Here is a 19,397-nt window from a genome sequence, read left to right as displayed (position 1 = left end):
CATCGTCGACTGTCGCCACCGACATGTGAATGGAACCCGTTGTTCCGCGTGCCGCCGGAAGGGTTAAGCACGGATTCAATGCCGCGGGCCGATGCTCACTGCAAGCAACGCCGGGGGGCGTCATGAAACTACGTCTGATCACCACACTCATCGCCGCCGCCGCGCTCAGCGGTTGCGCCACCTACGACTACGCTGGCGGTAGCGCCCCGGGCGGTTACTACTACGGACGTTCCGCGCCGAGCTATGGCCCCTACGACGACGGTTATGGCTATGGCGGCTATGGCTATTACGGTTACTCGCCCTATTACGGCTACGGCGGTTACTACCCGTACTATCTCTACCGCCCGCATCGTCCGCACCGCCCCGGCCACAATGACAAGCCGGATCCCGACAATGATCGCGCGCCACCGTGGCGCAACCCCGAGGACGGGCGCTACCGGGAATCGGGCCGGGTGAAGATCCCGCCGCAGAACCGCGTTCCCCAGTCTCCCGGCCTGCCCCGGGTCGTGGGTGACGGGCGCGAGCCCAGCGGCAACAACGGGATCCGCCAGCGCCCGGCCAGCGAACCACCGCAGCGGATGGCGGAACCCTCGCGGCCCCGTCCGGTGGAAAGGTCGCGGCCGCCGGAGCGTTCGGCACCCCCGCCGCGTTCGGAAAACCGCAGCCGGGTACGCAGCCAGGAGCCTTGATCATTGCATTGCCCGCGAGGACGTCACAGGCTGAGCGCGAGTTGACCGGTTACGTCGCTTACTGACGTGATTGGAATGACACGCCTCTATGTCGACGTCCGGTGGGGAAATCTGGATCCCCCCTGTTCCGGCCCTGCCGGGCGTCGGCACTCAACAAAAAAGCCCGGCAATGCCGGGCTTTTTCTGTTGCAGGGGCGTCCAGCGCAAATAAAATGGGGCCGGCAGTCCCCCGACTACCGGCCCCGGCGCTCCCCCGCAGTGCACACGGCTGGCCCCTGTTCCAATTACCAGCCTGCGCCCCTGGTCGCTTGCCACGACGGGTGCAGGAGGGATAACGCAGAAACCGTGCCAAATCTTTCCGCCCCACGCCTTTCGATTAGGCCGTCGGGCATGGCGGTGTCAAAATGGCCCCATGAACGCTTCCTTCCACCACTACGATGTCATCGTCATCGGCGGCGGCCATGCCGGCACCGAGGCCGCGCTGGCGTCCGCGCGCGCCGGAGCCCGCACCTTGCTGTTGACCCACAACGTGGAAACGGTGGGGGCGATGAGCTGCAACCCGGCCATCGGCGGCATCGGCAAGGGCCACCTGGTCAAGGAAATCGACGCGCTGGGCGGGGCCATGGCCCGCGCCGCCGACCTGGCCGGCATCCAGTGGCGCACGCTCAATGCCTCGAAGGGTCCGGCGGTGCGTGCGACGCGTTGCCAGGCCGATCGCTCGCTGTACCGCAGCGCGATCCGCCGCCTCGTCGAGGCGCAACCCGACCTGACGATCTTCCAGGCCGCGGTCGACGACCTGGTGATCGAGAACAACACCGTGCGCGGCGCCATCACCCAGACCGGCCTGCGTTTCGATGCGCCGTCGGTGGTGCTGACCGCCGGCACCTTCCTCGCCGGCAAGATCCATGTCGGCGAAACCCAGTACGCCGCCGGCCGCGCCGGCGATCCACCAGCGACCGCACTGGCGCACAAACTGCGCGAAGGCCTGTTCGTGGTCGACCGGCTGAAGACCGGCACGCCGCCGCGTATCGACGGCCGTTCGCTGGATTACTCGGCGATGGTGGAACAGCCCGGCGACGATCCGCTGCCGGTGATGTCGTATATCGGCGATGTCGCCGAGCATCCGTGCCAGGTGTCGTGCTGGATCACCCACACCAGCGAGCGCACCCACGAAATCATCCGTGGCGCGCTGCATCGTTCGCCGCTGTACAGCGGCCAGATCGAGGGCATCGGTCCGCGCTACTGCCCGTCGATAGAGGACAAGGTGGTGCGCTTCGCCGAGAAGGCCAGTCACCAGATCTTCGTCGAACCCGAAGGCCTCGACGTCGCCGAGATCTATCCCAACGGCATCTCCACCTCGCTGCCGTTCGACGTGCAGCTGGAACTGGTGCGCAGCATCCGCGGCATGGAGAACGCGCACATCACCCGCCCCGGCTATGCGATCGAATACGACTTCTTCGATCCGCGGGGATTGAAGTCCTCGCTGGAAACCAAGGCCGTGGCCGGGCTGTTCTTCGCTGGCCAGATCAACGGCACCACCGGTTACGAGGAAGCCGCCGCGCAGGGTTTGGTCGCTGGCCTCAACGCCGCGCGCAAGGTGCAGGATAAAGAAGCCTGGTGCCCGCGCCGCGACGAAGCCTATATCGGCGTACTCATCGACGATTTGATCACCCACGGCACCAACGAGCCGTACCGCATGTTCACCTCACGCGCCGAATACCGGCTGCAGCTGCGCGAGGACAATGCCGATGCGCGCCTGACCGAAACCGGTCGCGGCCTCGGCCTGGTCGATGACGCGCGCTGGCGGAAATTCCAGGCCAAGCGCGATGCGGTGGCGACGGAAACCGAGCGCCTGCGTGGGTTGTGGGCCACGCCCGGCAATGCGTTGGGTCGCGAAGTGGAAGCCGCGTTGGGCGTAGCGGTCAGCCGCGAGACCAACGTGCTGGACCTGATCAAGCGCCCGGAACTGGATTACGCGCAACTGATGCGGGTGCCGTCGCTGGGCCCGGGCGTGGCCGATCCCAAGGTCGCCGAACAGGTCGAGATCAGCGTGAAATATTCCGGCTACCTCGATCGCCAGCGCGAAGAGATCGATCGCCAGCAGCGCAACGAAGGCACGCAGATCGCCGTCGACTTCGACTATGCGGTCGTACGCGGCCTGTCCTTCGAGGTCATGCAGAAGCTCGAACGGGTGCGCCCGCAGACCATTGGCCAGGCCCAGCGCATCCCCGGCATGACGCCGGCCGCGATTTCGCTGCTGCTGGTGCACCTGACGCGCGCGCGCCGCAGCCGCGTGGCGTAAACGAAGCCCGTAGCAGCGGGCCTTGCCCGCGATGCTTTTGGCGAGGCGTCACGAAGAGCATCGCGGGCAAGGCCCGCTCCTACAGGGTTGTCAGCTTTGTTTGGCCCGTGCGAAGGCCGCGGCCAATGCATTGTCGGCGGGCGGTTGTTGTGGCCGGCTGGTTGCAGCCGCTTTTCCATGGCGCTGTTCCGGTTTCCTTTCAGGTGCTGGCCGCGCATCGCGTCGTATGTTTTCCTGCGGCGATCTCGCCACCGGCGCATCGTCCAGCCGCCGCGTCAACGCGATCCGCTTGCGCGGGATATCCACTTCCAGTACCCGCACCTTGACGATATCGCCGGCCTTGACCACGTCGCGCGGGTCTTTCACGTAGGTATCGGACAACGCGGAGATGTGGACCAGGCCGTCCTGGTGCACGCCGATATCGACGAAGGCGCCGAACGCGGCGACGTTGCTGACCACGCCTTCCAGGATCATGCCGACCTTGAGGTGCTTGATGTCCTCGATGCCTTCGGCGAAGCGCGCGGCCTTGAACTCGGGGCGTGGATCGCGGCCGGGTTTCTCCAGTTCCTTGAGGATGTCGCGCACCGTGGGCACGCCGAACTTTTCGTCGGTGAACGATTCCGCTTTCAGCCCGCGCAGGTAACCCGTGTCGCCGATCAGCTGGCGCACGGCCTTGCCGCTGTCCTTCACGATCCGCTCCACTACCGGATAGGCTTCGGGATGGACCGAGGAGCCATCCAGCGGTTCGTCACCATCGGCGATGCGCAGGAAGCCGGCGCACTGCTCGAAGGTCTTCTCGCCCAGGCGCGGGACCTTCAACAGCTCCTTCCTGCGCTTGAACGGGCCGTTCTGGTCGCGATGCAGGACGATGTTCTCCGCCACCGAGGCGGACAATCCGGAAACCCGCGAGAGCAGGGCGGCCGAGGCGGTGTTGACATGCACGCCGACCGCGTTCACGCAGTCCTCAACCCGCGCATCCAGTGCACGCGCCATGCGGTACGGATCCACGTCGTGCTGGTACTGGCCGACACCGATCGCCTTGGGCTCGATCTTCACCAGTTCCGCCAGCGGATCCTGCAGCCGGCGTGCGATCGACACCGCGCCGCGCAGGCTCACGTCCAGCTCCGGGAATTCCTTCGCCGCCAGTTCCGATGCCGAATACACCGACGCACCGGCTTCGCTGACCACGATCTTCTGCAGTTTCAGTCGTGGGTGCTGGCCGATCACTTCGCCCGCCAGCTTGTCGGTTTCGCGCGAAGCGGTGCCGTTGCCGATGGCGATCAGCTCCACGCCGTGCTGCGTGCACAATTTCCCGAGCGCGTGCAGCGACTGGTCCCATTGCTTGCGCGGTTCGTGCGGATAGATCGTGTCGGTCGCCACCAGCTTGCCGGTGCGGTCGACCACGGCGACCTTCACTCCGGTGCGGATGCCCGGATCCAGGCCCATCACCGTGCGTGCGCCGGCCGGCGCGGCCAACAGAAGATCCTTCAGGTTGTCGCCGAAGATCGCGATGGCTTCGGCCTCGGCTTTTTCCCGCGCCTGGCTGAAGAGATCCAGCAGCAGGTGCAAATGCAGCTTGGCACGCCAGGTCATGCGCGCGCTGTCCAGCAGCCAGCGGTCGGCGGCGCGGCCCTGGTCGCTGATGCCGGCATGCAGGGCGACGCGGCCGTCGCCGTACAGATGCCCGGCCTCGGCATCCTTGCCCGGATCCAGGTCGAGGTAGAGGATCTCTTCCTTGCGCGCGCGGAACAGCGCCAGCAACCGGTGCGAAGGAATCCGGGACAGCGCTTCGCTGTGTTCGAAATAGTCGCGGTACTTGGCGCCGGCTTCTTCTTTTCCTTCGGCGACGCGGGCGCGGATCATGCCGACTTCGCCCAGCCAGTGGCGCAGCTCGCCGACCAGCGCCGGATCCTCGCCCCAGCGTTCCATGAGGATGGCGCGCGCGCCGTCGAGCGCGGCCTTGGTATCGGCGACGCCTTTTCCGGCGTCGACGAAGCTTGCCGCGAAGTTTTCTGGCGACTGCGAGGGATCGGCCAGCAGGCCGTCGGCCAGCGGCTCCAATCCGGCTTCGCGCGCTATCTGCGCGCGCGTGCGGCGCTTGGGTTTGTACGGAAGATAGAGATCCTCCAGCCGCGCCTTGCTGTCGGCCGCTTCGATATCGGCACGCAATTCGGTGGTCAGTTTGCCCTGTTCCTCGATGCTGGCCAGCACCGTGGCGCGGCGCTCTTCCAGTTCGCGCAGATAGGACAGCCGGGTTTCCAGATTGCGCAGCTGGGTATCGTCCAGGCCGCCGGTGACTTCCTTGCGATAGCGCGCGATGAACGGAACGCTGGCGCCTTCGTCCAGCAATGCGATCGCCGCGAGCGCCTGCGCGGTCTGCGCGCCGATCTCTTCGGCGATGGTGCGGGCGATCTGCTGGGCGAGTTGCTTGGGGATGTCCTGCATTGTGTCCGTTCGAAACCATGTAGCGGGAGCCCAATTGTGGCGGTCGCGACGCGTACGGGAAACCCGTTGACAGGACTGTGAATTGCAGGTTTCGCAAACGCGTGTGGCATGGCGTGGAAGCGGCGTCCCGCTGCTCCCACGGTTCCTGGTCACCGGAAGGAATTGACGCCAAGCGTTATGCTTTCGCCATGCGCCATTACCTCGTACTCCTGCTTTTCCTGCTGACCGCCTGTGGCGGCGATCCTGCTGCACCGGCATCGATGGTGCCGGCCGCGGAGACGCGCGCCGCGCATGAACTGTCGGACTGGCCGTTGCCCGTGCCTGGCACGGCGGCGCAATCCGATCTGGTCATCGCTCCCGATGGACGATTGCTGCTGTCCTGGGTCGAGGCCGGATCCGGCAGCAGGCATGCGCTGGTGTTCGCCTCGTTCGATGGCAGCGCATGGAGCTCACCGCAGGAAATCGCCCGTGGCGACGACTGGTTCGTCAACTGGGCCGACACCCCGCATATCGCGGCCACCGAAGATGGTGCGTTGTGGGCGCACTGGCTGCGCCAGTCGGCCAAGGCGGCCTATGCCTATGACGTGGTGTTGTCGCGATCGGGCGACGGCGGGAAAACCTGGTCGCCGCCACTGGCGGTCAACGAGGACGGCACGCCGACCGAGCATGGCTTCGTCTCCCTGTGGCCGCAATCACGGGACTCCCTTGGCATCGCCTGGCTGGACGGCCGCAACACGGCCGGCGAAGGACATGGCGGCCATGAAGAACATGGTGGTGGAGCGATGACATTGCGGGTGGCGAACTTCGATGCGGCGCTGCGCAAATCCGCGGAAAGCGAACTCGATCCGCGCACCTGCGATTGTTGCCAGACCAGTGCCGCGATGACTGCAGGCGGTCCGCTGCTGGTTTACCGCGATCGCGACGGCGACGAGATCCGCGACATCGTCGCCACTCGCTTCGACCGCGGCGCGTGGACCTTGCCGCGCAAGGTCCACGACGACCGCTGGATGATGCCGGCCTGCCCGGTGAATGGCCCGGCCGTCGCCGCCAGCGGCAGGCAGGCATGGGTGGCGTGGTACACGGCGGCCGGCGACATGCCGAAGGTGCGCGTGGCCCGCTCGCAGGATGGCGGCGACAGTTTTTCCGCGCCGGTCGATCTGGACAGCGGCCTGCAGGTGCAGGGGCGTGTCGGCGTGGCCGTCGATGGCGCCAGCGCGTGGGTGAACTGGACACGCGAGCAGGCCGATGGACAGTCGCTGTGGCTGGCGCGTTACGACGCCGCCGACCCGTCGAAGGAAGTAGAGCGCATCGAAGTAGCGAAACTGCAGGGCAGGGGCCGTGCGACCGGATTTCCGCAAATGGTCGCGCGCGGAGGCATCGTCTATCTGGTGTGGACCGACGTGATCGACGGCAAGCCGGTATTGCGGGGTGCGCGACTGGCTGCGAAAGAAGATCCGGATATCCCTTCGCCAGCGGTGCAATGAAGATTCTTCAGCCACTACCGGTCAAGCTCGTCGATTTGTAGGAGCGTCCATGGGCGCGAGCTCCTGCCTTTAGAGCAGCAAGCAAAAGCTCGCGGCTGGAACATGTTGCCAAGAGCTCGCGCCCATGGGCGCTCCTACGGGGAAAACCTTCCTCCAAGGCTCGCCCGACGCTTAATGCAGGGTAGGAGAGAGGACGCAAGTTATTCCGCCCGTCGCAATCGCACCGGCATGCCCATGAAATCGCCGTGACGACGCGCAACGCTGTCCAGCGCCTTCAGCTCTTTCTTGAGCAATGCACGGAACGGACTGAGCTCGATCACGATTCCTGTCGGGCCCAGGCTACGCTTCCAGGTGCCCACGATCCGCCCGTCGATCACCAGACCGGCGTTGAACAGTCCGTTGACGCCGATGACCTGCCGGCTGAAACGCGCTTCCAGCGCGTCGCTGCGGTCCTTGTAGGCGACCAGGTATTCGTCGAAGGCGGGCAGCAGTTGCGGTGCGCGCAGTCCTTCGTTCGTGGCGATTGCGTCACCCGCGTGCAGGTAAACCCGATCGCCGATGGTTTCCTGCTCAAGATCGGTGCCGACGAGTTGTATCGCCAACCGCACGTCCTTGAGCGTGAGTCCGGACCACCATGCGAAATCCTGTGTCGTGGCCGGGCCATGACTGAAGAAATAGCGACGCGCCAGCTCCGCCAGCGCCTGATCGCGCTCCATGTCGCGGTGGGCAGCGACCCACTCTTCCAGCAGCACGAAGGTCGGTTGCTTGTCCGCGCGCGGTCCCAGGCAGAGCAGGCCTTCCTGGGCGAGGCGGCCGGTGATGTGGATGCCGCGTTGTTTCCCGGTGGTGATGCCGGCTTTTTCCAGCGTCGCATACAGGTCGCTGCGGGTGAGCGACTGCCCGTCGCGCAGCGCCTTCACCAGCACCTTGCGGCAACGCGCAAGCACGGCGTCGTCCAGTCCGAACTCGCGCAGCAATCGCGCCTTGCTGGCGGCGATCACGCGCGGCGTCATCAAGGCCGACATCCAGCGCGCGTCCTCGGCGGCGACGAAGTGCAAGGTGCCGCGCATCGGCCAGGTGCGCACGATGCGGCGTTCGGCGATAGCCTGCTCCACCTTCGCCCGGGTCGCCTCGCGCATGCGCAGGCCGATGGCCCAGAGCGAGGCCGCGTAGTCCTGCGCCTGGATCGCGCCGAGCCAGGAGACGACCTGCCCGGGCGAATCGAATCCCGCGCCGACGATGCGCTGCCGTTGCAGGCGCAGTTGCGCGATCCGGGAAATCCCGCGCGTCTTCACCAAGACGCCCTACTTTTCCTTGCGCCAGTTGATCGAGCCGCGGGTTTCCACCGTGCTCGACTCGATCTCCGCGTCGAAGCCCTTGCGCAGCAGGTATTTCAGGGTGATCGCCGAACCGCTGCCGACCATGGACACGCCGTAGCTGACGTAGAGCTTGGGCGACAGGTACTTGCCCACGCCGAATACCGAGCCGCCCAAAGTGCGCGATTCCAGCACGCCGGCGTCGTCCAGGCCGATCTTCGCCCCGAGCTGCGAAGCCAGCAGGCCGGCACCGGCGGTCAAGGCGGTGGAAGCGGCGTTGATCTTCTGGCTTTCGTCGGTGCTGGCGGTATTGAGCGAACGCCCCAGCACCAGGTAGGCCAGCGCCTCGGATTCGCCCATCGCCGGGTTGGACCAGACCGTGGCCTTGGGGCTGCCAGCGCGCCCGGTCACGTCGATGCCGGCGGTGACGCTGGAACTCACCACCTCGCGTTCGGCGCGGATGTTGATGCGCGGATCGGAAACGGCGTTGTTGCTCCACACCAGCTCGCCGCGGGTGATCAGCAGTTTCTGCCCGTAGGCGGTGTAGCGGCCGTCGACGTCGAGGCGGCCGGTGGCGACCATCTCGCGGCCGACGCGCGAGCGCACGTTCATGGTCCCGGCCAGCGAACCATCCAGGCCATAGCCCTTCAACTTCACCGCATCGCCCAGGGTGATGGCCATGTCCAGGTCCAGGCGCGAGCTCGGCGTGCGCTCCGGATCCACCGGGTCCAGCACCACCACGTCCTCGGAAACCGACACGCCGTCGTCGAGCTTCTCCACGTCGATGCTGGCCGAAGGCACCACCACCTGGCCGCGCACCTGGAGGGTGTTGTCGGCGAACTGCACCCTCAGGTCCGGCGAAGCGACCGCCTGCAGGTCGACGGTGTCGGCGACCAGGAAATCCTTGCCGCGGATGTTGAACTGCAGCGGCGAGCCTTCCACCTTCCAGTCCAGCGCGCCATCGACGCTGAGCGTGCCGCCGTTGGCGGTGCCGCCAGTGGACGACACCGACTTGAGCGTGCCGTCGATGCGCGCGCTGCCGTCGGCCTGCGCGACCAGGTTGGCGACGCCCTCGGTCAGGGTGATGCCCAGCGAAGGCAGTTCGCCCTTGAACTGGGTCAGTTGCGCTTCACCGCTCAGCGCGGGCGTACCGCGGGTGCCGGCCAGGCCGACATGGCCGTGCAGGTCGCCGGTCGGGCGCACCAGGTCGGGCGAGAACAGTTCCAGCCAGAACAGGCGCGAATTGTTGAAGTAGATGTCGCCCTTCAGCGGTGAGAAATCGTCCCAGCCGGTGGCGATGGTGGCATCGACATAACCGTCGCCCTTGAAGCCGGTGCCGAGGCGGCCCTTGATCGTTTGCGGATTGAAATCGGCATCGAGGGTGAAGTTGTCGTAACGCACGATCTCGCCGCGCGCGTTGTTGCCCAGCTTGAGGCCGCCATCGAGCGAAGCCAGGTGCACTTCGCCGACCCAGGCATTGCCGGCCGGCTTGACCGACGCATCCAGTTTGATTTCGCCACGCAGCGTGAGCGGGCGGCCGTTGCTAGGCGGCAACCAGGGTTGCACCAGGGTCAGCGGCAACGCATCGGCGTGCAGTTGCAAGCCTTGTTTCGGCCAGTCGGCCTCGGCGCACAGCGCGCCGCCGCCGCTGGCCGCGAGGCAGGCCGGCGACAGGGTGAAGGCGGAACCGTTCTGCGCATAGCGCGCGGGCTGCTGCAGGCGCCAGTCGCTGCCCTTCGATGGGGTCAGTTGCAGCGTGTCCAGGCTGCCCTGCCAGTTGGCGCCACGCTTGAGCGCGGTGCCCGCCAGCGAAACCGAGCCCATCGCATTGCTGGCGTCGCCGTCGAACTGCAGGTCCTCGACCGCGCCGCGCGCGTCCACGCGCAGGTTGTCCAGGACCATGCCCACGTCGACCGCGGAACCGCGGATCGCCAGTTCGCCATTGCCGCCTTGCCACGGCAGGCGTCCGCGCACGCTGAGCGCATCGGCGCTGTAGCCGCTCCATTTCAACCCGCTGCCGGAAAGATCGGCGTCCACATTGGGCGCGTTGCGGGTGCCGGTGAGTTTCAGGGTGCCGGCGATGCTGCCGCTGGCGTCCGGCAGCAGGTCGTCCAGATGCAGCGGTTGCAGCGTGGCGTCGATGTCGAGCCTGGCGCCGACCTCGCCCTTGGCGTTCACCCGGCTGTTGCCCAGCGCCAGCGCGAGCTCGCCTTCGCCTTCATCGCCATGCAGGGCGAACTTGCCGCGTCCGTCCAGCTTGCGTCCGCGCAGGCTGCCGCCGAGCTTGGGAACATCGAGCGTGGCGTCGAAGCCGCCGATCTCGCGTGCCTGGCCCTTGCTGGCGAGATCGCCGGAGATATTGCCCTTCCAGTCGGCCAGGAAATAACCGGGATCGAAACCGGCCAGCTTCGCGCCCAGGTCCCAGCGCAACCCCGGTTCCCAGCCGACGATACCGGTCGCGTCCAGGGTGCCCGTCGGCATCTTCGCCTGCAGCCTGTTCAACACCAGTTGCTCGCCGTTGCCGGCGCCATCGAAATCGACCGTCGCAGTCTGCTTCTCGCGCACCAGCGTGGCCTTGCCGATCGCTGCCCAGGCTTTCACCTGTCCGGCGAAACCCAGGTCCGCATCGGCGGCGATCCGCGTCGCCGCGTCTTCGCCCCAGCGCAATCCGCGCGCGTTGATCGAGAACTTGAACTGCGGGTTTTCCGGATCCTTGAAATCGGCACGCCCGCGCAAGGTGGTCAGTCCGTCGAATGCGCGCACCGCCAGCGGTTCGACGGTCAGCACTTCATCGGCAATACGTATTTTCGATGGCTCGATCACGGCCACGAAATCGCCCTGGACGACGCGTCCCTGCAGGTCCGCCGCGCCACCGGCGCCGTTCGCCTTCAGATCGAACGCCAACGGCATGCTGGTGTCGGAAAGTCCCAGCAGCGCCAGGTCCAGCGCCTCGGTCTTGCCGCTGAATACCCAGGTCGGATTCTCCTCGCCACGCACGCCCAGCAGTGCCCGCACCGGCGCCGGCGCGTTGCCGGCCAGGCCGATGTCCATCTTCATGCGGTCGCCGCGCGCGACCAGGCCCAGTCGCGCCGGGGAGCGGCCCAGTGTCGCGGGGAACACCGCCGTGGCCACCACGTCGGTGCGATAGCGGCTGCGCGGTTCATAGCCGCCGTGCAGATCGATGCGCCCGCGATCGCTGTCGATCGCCAGCCCGGTCGCCTTGAAGTACCCATCGCCGATATCGATGCCGCCCTTGGCGCGACGGATGTCGATCAGCGGCTGGGTGCTCTGGGTGATGCGCAGCCCGTCGATGGCCAGTGTGTCGGCCTGGATCGCGATCGGCATCTCGATCTGCGGCAGGAGTTCGGGCCAGGTCGGCAGCTTGAACGGTTCGTCGCTCTTCGGAATGTCCAGAGTGGCATGGGTGAGCTGCAGCGCATCCAGGCGCAGGCGCTTACCGAGCAGCGGCCGCAGGTCCGGATCCAGGTAGATGCGTTCGGCGGTGAAATGGATTTTTTCGTAACGGAAGTCCACGCCATGCAGGGTCAGCGGTCCGGCCAGCGGGCCTTCCACTTTCTTCCAGGTGAAGGAAGAGCCCGCCGGCAGGCGCGCGATGATCTGGTTGAGCAGGACGTCGCGTCCGGCCACCGTCTGCAATAGCCAGTAAAGCGCGATGGCCAGCACCACCAGCAACGCGGTCGAACCGATCGCGCTGCGGATCGCCAGCACGCGCATGCGCGCGCGCCGCCGCGCACGCAATTCGGCGATGCGCGCCTCGCGTTCTTCCGGGGGGATATCGTCCGCGATCCGCTTGCGCCAGGGAGCCATCAGAATTCCGCCCCGATGCCCAGGCCGATGGTGAACGACGAGTCGGGATCATCGAGTCCCCGCGCGATGTCGATGCGCACCGCGCCGACCGGCGATTTCCAGCGGACGCCCACGCCCACGCCGGTACGCCAGTCCGCGGCCGTGCCGTCGAACGCGCTGCCGCTGTCGACGAATGCGGCGGCACCCCAGCTGGCGTTGAAATAATGTTCGTACTCGGCGCTGGCGGTGACCACGTTCTTGGCGCCTACCGAGAACTTGCCCTTGTCGGTCTCCACCTGCGGGCCGACTTCGCGGTACTGGTAGCCGCGGATGCTGTTGTCGCCGCCGGCGTAGTAGCGCAGGCTCGGCGGCATGTCGCTGAGCCCGTCGGTGAAGGTGTGGCCCAGTTCGCCGCGCAGGATCAGGCGGTCGCTGCTGCCGATGCCCTTGAACCAGCGCGCCTGCGCATGCAGTTGGGCGAAGTTGGCGTCCGAACCCGCGCCTTCGACGCCACCGCGCAGGGACGCGGAACCGGCGATGCCGCGACGCGGGAAACTGCGCTGGTCGACGTCCACGTAGTCGGCGCTCAATTCCGGATAGGTGAAGGTCGCATAGCGGTAGACGAGCGGCGCCAGCGCGCCGCCGCCATCGTCGGCGACGGTATAGGCCCAGCGCTCGCGCACGGTGTTGAGCGAAGCGATGGCCCGCAGATGGTCGTTGATCTGCCCGCTGCGGGCGGCGCTGAACTTGATCAGGCGGGTGTCGATGTAGTCGGTCTGCTCGTCGTAGACCTGGGCCGCGATCGTGTACCAGCCATCCAGCCACTTGAACGCGGGGATGCGGTACTGGGTGATGAAGTTCTTGCGCTTCTGCGCGTAGTCCAGCTGTGTGGACAATTTATGCCCGCGCGAATTCACGTAGCGCCGTTCCAGGCCGAAGCGCACGCCGGCGCCGCTCTCGGTGCCGTAGCTGACGCCGGTGGTGTAGATGTCGCGTTTGGCCAGGGTCAGGTTGACGTCGATCGGTACGCGTCCATCGACCGCGTCCTCCGGCTTGGCCTGGATGTCGACGTTGTTGAAGTAGTCCAGTCCGACCAGGGATTCGCGCAGGCGGTCGAGCTTGCCCTGGTGGAAATAGCTGCCTTCTTCCCAGTACACCAGCTTGTCCAGCAGGCCGGGCCTGAACTTGGTCTGGTGGAAGGTGGTCGGCCCCATGTCGTAGCGGATGCCGCTGGCCCAGGTCAGGTCGATGTCGGCGGCGCGCTCGGCACGCGTGACTTCGACCCGGCGATGGATGAAGTCGGCATCGAAATAACCGCGATCGGCGAGCCGGCGCACGATCTGGGTCTTGCTGGTCTCGTAGGTGGTGTGGTCGAAAATGTCGCCGACCTGCGGATGGAACGCGGCCAGGTCTTCCTTCAGGTAGCGGTCGTTGCCGCCGGCGCCTTCGATGCTCAGGTCCGAATGCCGCACCCGCACCGGCTCGCCCTTGTCGATGTCGATGACCACGGTAATGCGCTCGTTCTCGCCGCCTGGGCGTGCGGCATCGACCTTGATCTGCGGCGAGTAGTAGCCGAAGGGTTCCAGCGCCTCGCGGGCCTCGGTCTGGGCCTCGGTCATCAGGTATTCGAGCCGCGATTCGCCCTGGCGGCGGCCGATCACGTCGTTCAGCGACAGGGCCACGTTGATGTTCTCGACCATCAACGCCTCGGTTTCGTTGTCCAGGTCGAAGCCGCGGACCTCCACCTTCTCGATCGTGGCCGCTGCATGGGCCTGGCCGGAAACGGACAACAGGACGGCAGCGGCGGCGAGGTGGGGGAGTGGTCGCATGCGGGAAGGATACCGGGCAGGCGATGAATCTGGTTAATGCGGGGTGAGAATGTTTGCCATTTCCGGCGAGCCCCAACTGCAAGCCGGCGGGTCATTCAGTGGAATCACTCTTGCCGTCATCCCAGCGAAAGCTGGGAACCACTTTGATTTTGCTCCGGCTGATTATTGGGCATGCAAAAGCAAGAGCCAAATGGATCCCAGCTTTCGCTGGGATGACGAGCAGAAAGTCAGGACGACAAATGCTCGATCGCCGCCACGGCGCGGAAACGGTCGGCTAGGCGCTTGAGCAAAGCCAGGCGGTTGGCGCGGATCGCGGCATCGTCGACGTTGACCATCACGCTGTCGAAGAACGCGTCCACCTGCGGCCGCAGCAGGGCCAGGCGGCTGAGCACGCTGATGTAGTCGTGGTGGTGCAGGGCTTCGTCGGTGTCGCCGATGGCCGCTTCCACGGCTTCGGCCAGTGCGCTCTCGGCCGGGTCGTTGAGCAGGCTGCGGTCGATGGAATGCGGGATCTCGACATCGGCCTTCTTCAGGATGTTGTTGATGCGCTTGTTGGCGGCGGCCAACGCTTCGGCCTCCGGCAGCGCGGCGAACTGGCCGATGGCGTCGAGGCGGGTGTCGAAGTCGTAGAGGGAAACAACTCTGCTGTAAGCGAGTTCGGCAACAGCATTGAAATGAGTTGCCTGGATGCCTTTGTCGGCGTAATACCCACGGAGGCGGTCGATGATGAAATCGAAAACGTCGACGCGAATTGTCTCGGTATTGCGGTCCGGATGCGGCGCCACGGCTTCTGGAAGCAAGGCGACCGCCTTATCCAGAAGCGACCGCAGATCGAGATTCAATCCGCTCTCGATCGCCGTGCGCGCCAAACCCAGCGCATTGCGACGTAATGCGAACGGATCCTTGTTACCGGTCGGCTTCAAGCCTGCAGCGAAGCCACCCACCAACGTGTCGAGACGTTCCGCGATCGCCAGCACTTTGCCGACTGGCGACAACGCAATGTCATCACCTGCAAACCGTGGCTGATACGACTCGTCAATCGCCAGCGCGATCTCGCTCGGCTCACCGGCAGCGTCCGCATAGTGCCGGCCGGTGATGCCCTGCAGCTCCGGAAACTCGTTGACCATGCGTGATTGCAGATCATTCTTCGAAAGTTCTGCCGCACGGCGCGCCAAGGCGGGGTTGGCACCGATCTCATTGGCAATCGTTTCCGCCAACGCGGCAACGCGCGCGACCTTGTCGGCGACCGAGCCGAGCTTGGCCTGATAGGTGACGGTCTTCAAACCATCGCCCATGGATACCAGCCCCTGCTTCAGATCCTCGTCGAAGAAGAACTTCGCATCCGAGAAGCGCGGGCGGATCACGCGTTCGTAGCCCTTGCTGACTTCGCCCACGTCCTGCGATTCGATATTCGCGATCCCGATGAAATGCTCGGTCAGCTTGCCGCCGTGGTCCAGCACCGGGAAGAACTTCTGGTTGGCTTCCATCGTCGCGATCAGCGCTTCCTGCGGTACCGCCAGGAATTCCGGCTCGAAGCTGCACAGCACCGCCGACGGCCATTCCACCAGGCAGTTCACCTGTTCCAGGTTGTCTTCCGTGATGCGGGCCACGCCACCGGCTTTCGCTGCGGCTTCCTCAACCTGCTGCCCGATGCGCGCGCGGCGCTCGTCGGCGTCGACCAGCACATGCGCGCCGCGCAGCGCGTCGATGTATTCGCCGGGATTGCCGATCCAGACCGGCTTGTCGTGCTCGAAACGATGGCCGCGGCTCATACGGTCGCTGCGCACGCCCATCAGCTCGACATCGACCACGTCCTTGCCCAGCAGCACGACCAGCCAATGGACCGGCCGCGCGAACGCATAGTCGTGGCCGCCCCAGCGCATCGGCTTGGGGATCGGCATGGAGGCAATCGACTCGCTCACGATTTCCGCCAGCAGGTCGACGGTCTTCGCGCCCGGCTTGTTGGAGCGATGCACGAAGCGCTCGCCCTTGGCGTCGCTGGTGCGTTCCAGCTGCGACCAGTCGATGCCGGCCTTGGCGGCGAAACCCTGCAACGCCCGGGTCGGCTGGCCTTCCGCATCCAGTGCGATGTTGAGATACGGGCCCAGCACTTCCGAACTCTGTTCGGGCTGCTCCGTCGAAACACCCGGCAGCAACACCGCCAGCCGGCGCGGCGTGTACAGCGCCTTGGCGCCGGTGTGGTCGAAGTCGATGCCGCGCTTCTGCAGCGCGTCGATCACGCCGTCGAAAAACGCCTGGGCCAGGCCGGGCAGCGCCTTGACCGGGAGTTCTTCGGTGCCTAGTTCGATCAGCAGGGGTTTCATGTTGTCCATTCTGGTTCCTGTGTTTTTCCCTCTCCCCTTGTGGGAGAGGGACGGCCCGCAGGGCCAGGGAGAGGGGCGGCCTTGCCGGCTTGATTGCAGTGCAAAGTCAAAAGCTTCCCCTCTCCCGTCCTTCGGGCACCCTCTCCCACAAGGGGAGAGGGGAAAGCGTTACGCCGCTTCCCCACCCTTGGGACCATAAAAAATCACCCAGGTGGCGAAGTCGTCGCTGAAATTCTCGAAACGGTGCTCGATTCCGGCGGGAACGAACAGCAGCTCGCCCGCCCCGAAAGGCCTGCGCACGCCACCGTTGACGAACTCGCCGTTGCCCGACACCACCACGTAGACCTCATCGCGCGCATGCGGCGTCTGCTCGTCGCGGCCGAGCGGCTTGTAGATCTCCACCGATAGCGATCCACGGGCGAACAACTCCACGAAGGGCAGCTTGTCCTCGCTGCGCGCCAATGCGGCCAGCGCGGCTTGCGGGGTCAGGCGCTCGTTCACGCACCGGCCTTGCGCACGCCAGGGAAGCCGAGCTTCTCGCGCTGGGCGAGGTAGGCCTCGGCCACCGCCTGCGCCAGCCTGCGCACGCGCAGGATGTAGCGCTGGCGTTCGGTGACCGAAATCGCGCGGCGCGCGTCGAGCAGGTTGAAGCAGTGACTGGCCTTGCACACCTGTTCGTAGGCGGGCAGCGGCAGGCCGGCTTCGACCAGCTTCACCGACTCGGCCTCGCAGGCATCGAAGCGATGGAACAGCTCGGCGACGTCGGCGATTTCGAAGTTGTAGGTGCTCTGCTCGACTTCGTTCTGGTGGTACACATCGCCGTAGGTGACGACCCCTTGCGGGCCTTCGGTCCAGACCAGGTCGTAGACGTTGTCCACGTTCTGCAGGTACATGCACAGGCGCTCGAGGCCGTAAGTGATCTCGCCGAGCACCGGACGGCATTCCAGGCCGCCGGCCTGCTGGAAATAGGTGAACTGGGTGACTTCCATGCCGTTCAACCAGACTTCCCAGCCCAGGCCCCAGGCGCCCAGCGTCGGCGATTCCCAGTTGTCCTCGACGAAGCGCAGGTCGTGCACGCGCGGGTCGATGCCCAGCGCCTTCAGCGATTCCAGGTACAGCTCCTGGATGTTGTCGGGGTTGGGCTTCATCACCACCTGGTACTGGTAGTAATGCTGCAGGCGGTTGGGGTTTTCGCCATAGCGGCCGTCGGTGGGGCGGCGGCAGGGCTGCACGTAGGCGGCGCTCCACGGCTCCGGGCCCAGCGAGCGCAGGAAGGTGGCCGGGTGGAAGGTGCCGGCACCGACTTCGATGTCGAGCGGCTGGATCAGCACGCAGCCCTGGGCCGCCCAATAGGCGTTGAGGGTCTGGATCAAGCCCTGGAAGGTGGGTCCTGTCATCGGCATTTATTGCACTGCGGAAAAGCGGGCTAGTATAAGGCGCAAGCCACTGACCGGCCTCCGATTAGCGCTGTGAACACCCCCCACCAAGCCCCTTTCCTGATCGTCGAAACCGGACAGCCCGCCACCCGGCTGCGCCGCTACGGCCGCTTTCCGCACTGGATCCGCGTGGCCGCCGGGCTGGAAGCCAGCGAAGCGGTAGTGGTGAACGTCGAACAAGGCGATGTGCTGCCGCGACGCGAGGGTTTCGCCGGGGTCATCGTCACCGGCTCGGCGGCGATGGTCACCGACAAGGCCGAGTGGAGCGAACGCAGCGCCGACTGGTTGCGCGACGCCGCGCACGAAGGCATGTCGCTGCTCGGCATCTGCTACGGCCACCAGCTGCTGGCCCATGCGCTGGGCGGCGAAGTCGCCTACAACCCGGCCGGACGCGAATCGGGCACGGTGCGCATCGATCTGCATCCGCCGGCCCAGGACGATCCGCTGTTTTCCAACATGCCGCTGACCTTTCCGGCGCATTCGACCCACGTGCAGACGGTGCTGCGCCCGCCCGAAGGCGCCACCGTGCTGGCCAGGTCCGAGCAGGACGAATGCCACGCTTTCCGCTGGGGCGATCGTGCCTGGGGCATGCAGTTCCATCCCGAATTCGCCACCCATCACATGCGCGGCTACGTCGCTTTCCGCGGCGAAGAGCTGCGCAAGGCCGGCCGTTGCCCGAACGCGATCGCCCGCGAGGTGACGGCGGCGCCGCAGTCGCGCAAACTGTTGCGGCGTTTCGTCAAGCACGCCCGTGGTTTGCACCTCGGCTGACTCCACAACGATTTCCCCCACGTTTCCCCCACAAGACCCATCGGAATCCCCTGGATGTCTACGATCAAAAAAGTGCCGGCCGGTGCCGGCGCGGAATGGCTATTGGGCGCGTTCTCCCTGCTTCGCAAGGCGCCATTGGCGCTGGGGTCGCTGGGACTGATCTGGGGCCTGCTGTCGATGCTGGCGGTACAGGCGATGGCACTGAACGCCAGCGTGGGCATGTTCCTGCAACTGGCGTTGGCGCTCCTGGCGCCGCTGCTGTTCGCGGGCATGCTCTGGGCGGTCCGCGAAGTGGACCAGGGCCGGCCGGCGCAGCCGGCGCACCTGTTCCATGCGCTGCGCAGCGAACACTCCGGCAGCCTGCTCGCGACCCTGTTGCCGCAGCTCGCCGCCGCCGCCGTGCTGGGTTTCCTGTTGTTCGCGATGATCGGCGCGGACGGATTCCAGCAACTGCGCGAAGTGATGGGCAAGTTGCAGGAAACCGCCCAGGCCGGCGGGCAACCGGATCCGGAGCTGATGCGCAGCCTGCCGGTAGGCCGCCTGTTCCTGTGGATGCTGCTGCTGTTCGCCGCGGTGATCGTGGTCAGCCTGGTGACGTTCGTGGCCGTGCCCGACATCGTTTTCGGCGGCAGTCGCGGTTTCGTCGCCATGCGCAACAGCTTCCATGCCTGCCTGCACAACCTGCTGGCGATGCTGGTGTTCTACGTCCTGCTGTTCATCGCCTTCTTCATGATGAGTTTCGGCATCCAGCTGCTGTCGATGGTCGTGCAACTGGTGGCGGGGCCGACCGCCGCCTTGTGGGTATCGAACCTGCTGCTGATGGCGGTGCTGATGCCGGTGATGGCAGGCGCTGTGTTCCATGCCTGGCGGCAGATGCTGGGTGGCGACGCGGCGGCGGCTCCGGCCGCGCAGACCCACTTCGAAGCTTGATGTCGTTGTAGGAGCGCCCCTTGGGCGCGATGCCTTTCGGCCAGGTTGCGGAAGAGCATCGCGG

At 66.0% G+C, this 19,397-nt stretch carries 12 protein-coding genes; 5 read left to right on the top strand and 7 right to left on the bottom strand.

Going from position 1 to position 19,397, the window contains the following annotated elements:
* Positions 1 to 122 precede the first annotated feature (122 nt).
* Together CSC74_RS13725 and mnmG are read left to right on the top strand one after the other, a co-directional pair.
* The gene (locus CSC74_RS13725) at positions 123 to 689 is read left to right on the top strand and encodes a hypothetical protein (RefSeq protein WP_211369649.1); all 567 of its coding nucleotides are present in this window, start codon (positions 123 to 125) and stop codon (positions 687 to 689) included.
* Positions 690 to 1,101: 412 nt separating this feature from the next.
* The gene (gene mnmG, locus CSC74_RS13720) at positions 1,102 to 2,991 is read left to right on the top strand and encodes a tRNA uridine-5-carboxymethylaminomethyl(34) synthesis enzyme MnmG (protein WP_162315051.1); all 1,890 of its coding nucleotides are present in this window, start codon (positions 1,102 to 1,104) and stop codon (positions 2,989 to 2,991) included.
* Positions 2,992 to 3,081: 90 nt separating this feature from the next.
* Here the strand turns inward: mnmG and CSC74_RS13715 are convergent, their stop codons facing one another.
* Positions 3,082 to 5,436: a Tex family protein gene (locus CSC74_RS13715; RefSeq protein ID WP_162315050.1), complete on the bottom strand. Its 2,355-nt coding sequence runs from the start codon at positions 5,434 to 5,436 to the stop codon at positions 3,082 to 3,084.
* Between the two features lie 188 nt (positions 5,437 to 5,624).
* Between CSC74_RS13715 and CSC74_RS13710 the strand changes: the two genes are divergently transcribed.
* Positions 5,625 to 6,920 carry a sialidase family protein gene (locus CSC74_RS13710; protein ID WP_162315049.1) on the top strand — a complete coding sequence of 432 codons (1,296 nt, stop codon included), beginning with the start codon at positions 5,625 to 5,627 and terminating at the stop codon, positions 6,918 to 6,920.
* Positions 6,921 to 7,120: 200 nt separating this feature from the next.
* Here CSC74_RS13710 and CSC74_RS13705 read toward each other — a convergent pair whose 3' ends face one another.
* From CSC74_RS13705 to glyQ, 6 genes are all read right to left on the bottom strand, one after another.
* Positions 7,121 to 8,215, bottom strand: coding sequence for a winged helix DNA-binding domain-containing protein (locus CSC74_RS13705; protein WP_162315048.1), 1,095 nt, complete (start codon positions 8,213 to 8,215; stop codon positions 7,121 to 7,123).
* Between the two features lie 9 nt (positions 8,216 to 8,224).
* Positions 8,225 to 11,971, bottom strand: coding sequence for a translocation/assembly module TamB domain-containing protein (locus CSC74_RS13700; RefSeq protein WP_162315101.1), 3,747 nt, complete (start codon positions 11,969 to 11,971; stop codon positions 8,225 to 8,227).
* Positions 11,972 to 12,063: 92 nt separating this feature from the next.
* Entirely contained in the window at positions 12,064 to 13,872 is a 1,809-nt protein-coding gene (locus CSC74_RS13695) for an autotransporter assembly complex protein TamA (RefSeq protein WP_162315047.1), read from the bottom strand.
* Positions 13,873 to 14,099: 227 nt separating this feature from the next.
* Entirely contained in the window at positions 14,100 to 16,205 is a 2,106-nt protein-coding gene (gene glyS / locus CSC74_RS13690) for a glycine--tRNA ligase subunit beta (RefSeq protein ID WP_162315046.1), read from the bottom strand.
* Between the two features lie 159 nt (positions 16,206 to 16,364).
* Positions 16,365 to 16,697, bottom strand: a complete 333-nt coding sequence (locus CSC74_RS13685) for a cupin domain-containing protein (RefSeq protein ID WP_162315045.1) — start codon at positions 16,695 to 16,697, stop codon at positions 16,365 to 16,367.
* Complete coding sequence (glyQ, locus tag CSC74_RS13680) at positions 16,694 to 17,599, bottom strand: glycine--tRNA ligase subunit alpha (RefSeq protein WP_162315044.1); 906 nt, start codon at positions 17,597 to 17,599, stop codon at positions 16,694 to 16,696. The genes CSC74_RS13685 and glyQ overlap by 4 nt, the downstream gene beginning before the upstream one ends.
* 66 nt (positions 17,600 to 17,665) lie before the next feature.
* Here glyQ and CSC74_RS13675 point away from each other — a divergent pair, with 66 nt between their 5' ends.
* Entirely contained in the window at positions 17,666 to 18,403 is a 738-nt protein-coding gene (locus CSC74_RS13675) for a glutamine amidotransferase (protein WP_162315043.1), read from the top strand.
* 54 nt (positions 18,404 to 18,457) lie between these two features.
* Positions 18,458 to 19,333, top strand: a complete 876-nt coding sequence (locus CSC74_RS13670) for a BPSS1780 family membrane protein (protein ID WP_162315042.1) — start codon at positions 18,458 to 18,460, stop codon at positions 19,331 to 19,333.
* The last annotated feature ends 64 nt before the right edge of the window (positions 19,334 to 19,397 follow it).

Source organism: Pseudoxanthomonas yeongjuensis (genome assembly GCF_010093345.1).
In the GTDB taxonomy this organism is placed as follows: Bacteria; Pseudomonadota; Gammaproteobacteria; order Xanthomonadales; family Xanthomonadaceae; genus Pseudoxanthomonas_A; species Pseudoxanthomonas_A yeongjuensis.
Note: the sequence above shows the minus strand (reverse complement) of the source record. Positions and strands in the feature narration are given on the sequence as shown.

Excerpts from the sequence above, each read along its gene's own strand:
- glyS (WP_162315046.1), bottom strand. The coding sequence starts at position 16,205 with ATGGACAACATGAAACCCCTGCTGATCGAACTAGGCACCGAAGAACTC.
- CSC74_RS13670 (WP_162315042.1), top strand. The coding sequence starts at position 18,458 with ATGTCTACGATCAAAAAAGTGCCGGCCGGTGCCGGCGCGGAATGGCTA.
- mnmG (WP_162315051.1), top strand. The coding sequence starts at position 1,102 with ATGAACGCTTCCTTCCACCACTACGATGTCATCGTCATCGGCGGCGGC.
- CSC74_RS13715 (WP_162315050.1), bottom strand. The coding sequence starts at position 5,436 with ATGCAGGACATCCCCAAGCAACTCGCCCAGCAGATCGCCCGCACCATC.
- CSC74_RS13725 (WP_211369649.1), top strand. The coding sequence starts at position 123 with ATGAAACTACGTCTGATCACCACACTCATCGCCGCCGCCGCGCTCAGC.
- CSC74_RS13695 (WP_162315047.1), bottom strand. The coding sequence starts at position 13,872 with ATGCGACCACTCCCCCACCTCGCCGCCGCTGCCGTCCTGTTGTCCGTT.
- glyQ (WP_162315044.1), bottom strand. The coding sequence starts at position 17,599 with ATGCCGATGACAGGACCCACCTTCCAGGGCTTGATCCAGACCCTCAAC.
- CSC74_RS13700 (WP_162315101.1), bottom strand. The coding sequence starts at position 11,971 with ATGCGCGTGCTGGCGATCCGCAGCGCGATCGGTTCGACCGCGTTGCTG.
- CSC74_RS13710 (WP_162315049.1), top strand. The coding sequence starts at position 5,625 with ATGCGCCATTACCTCGTACTCCTGCTTTTCCTGCTGACCGCCTGTGGC.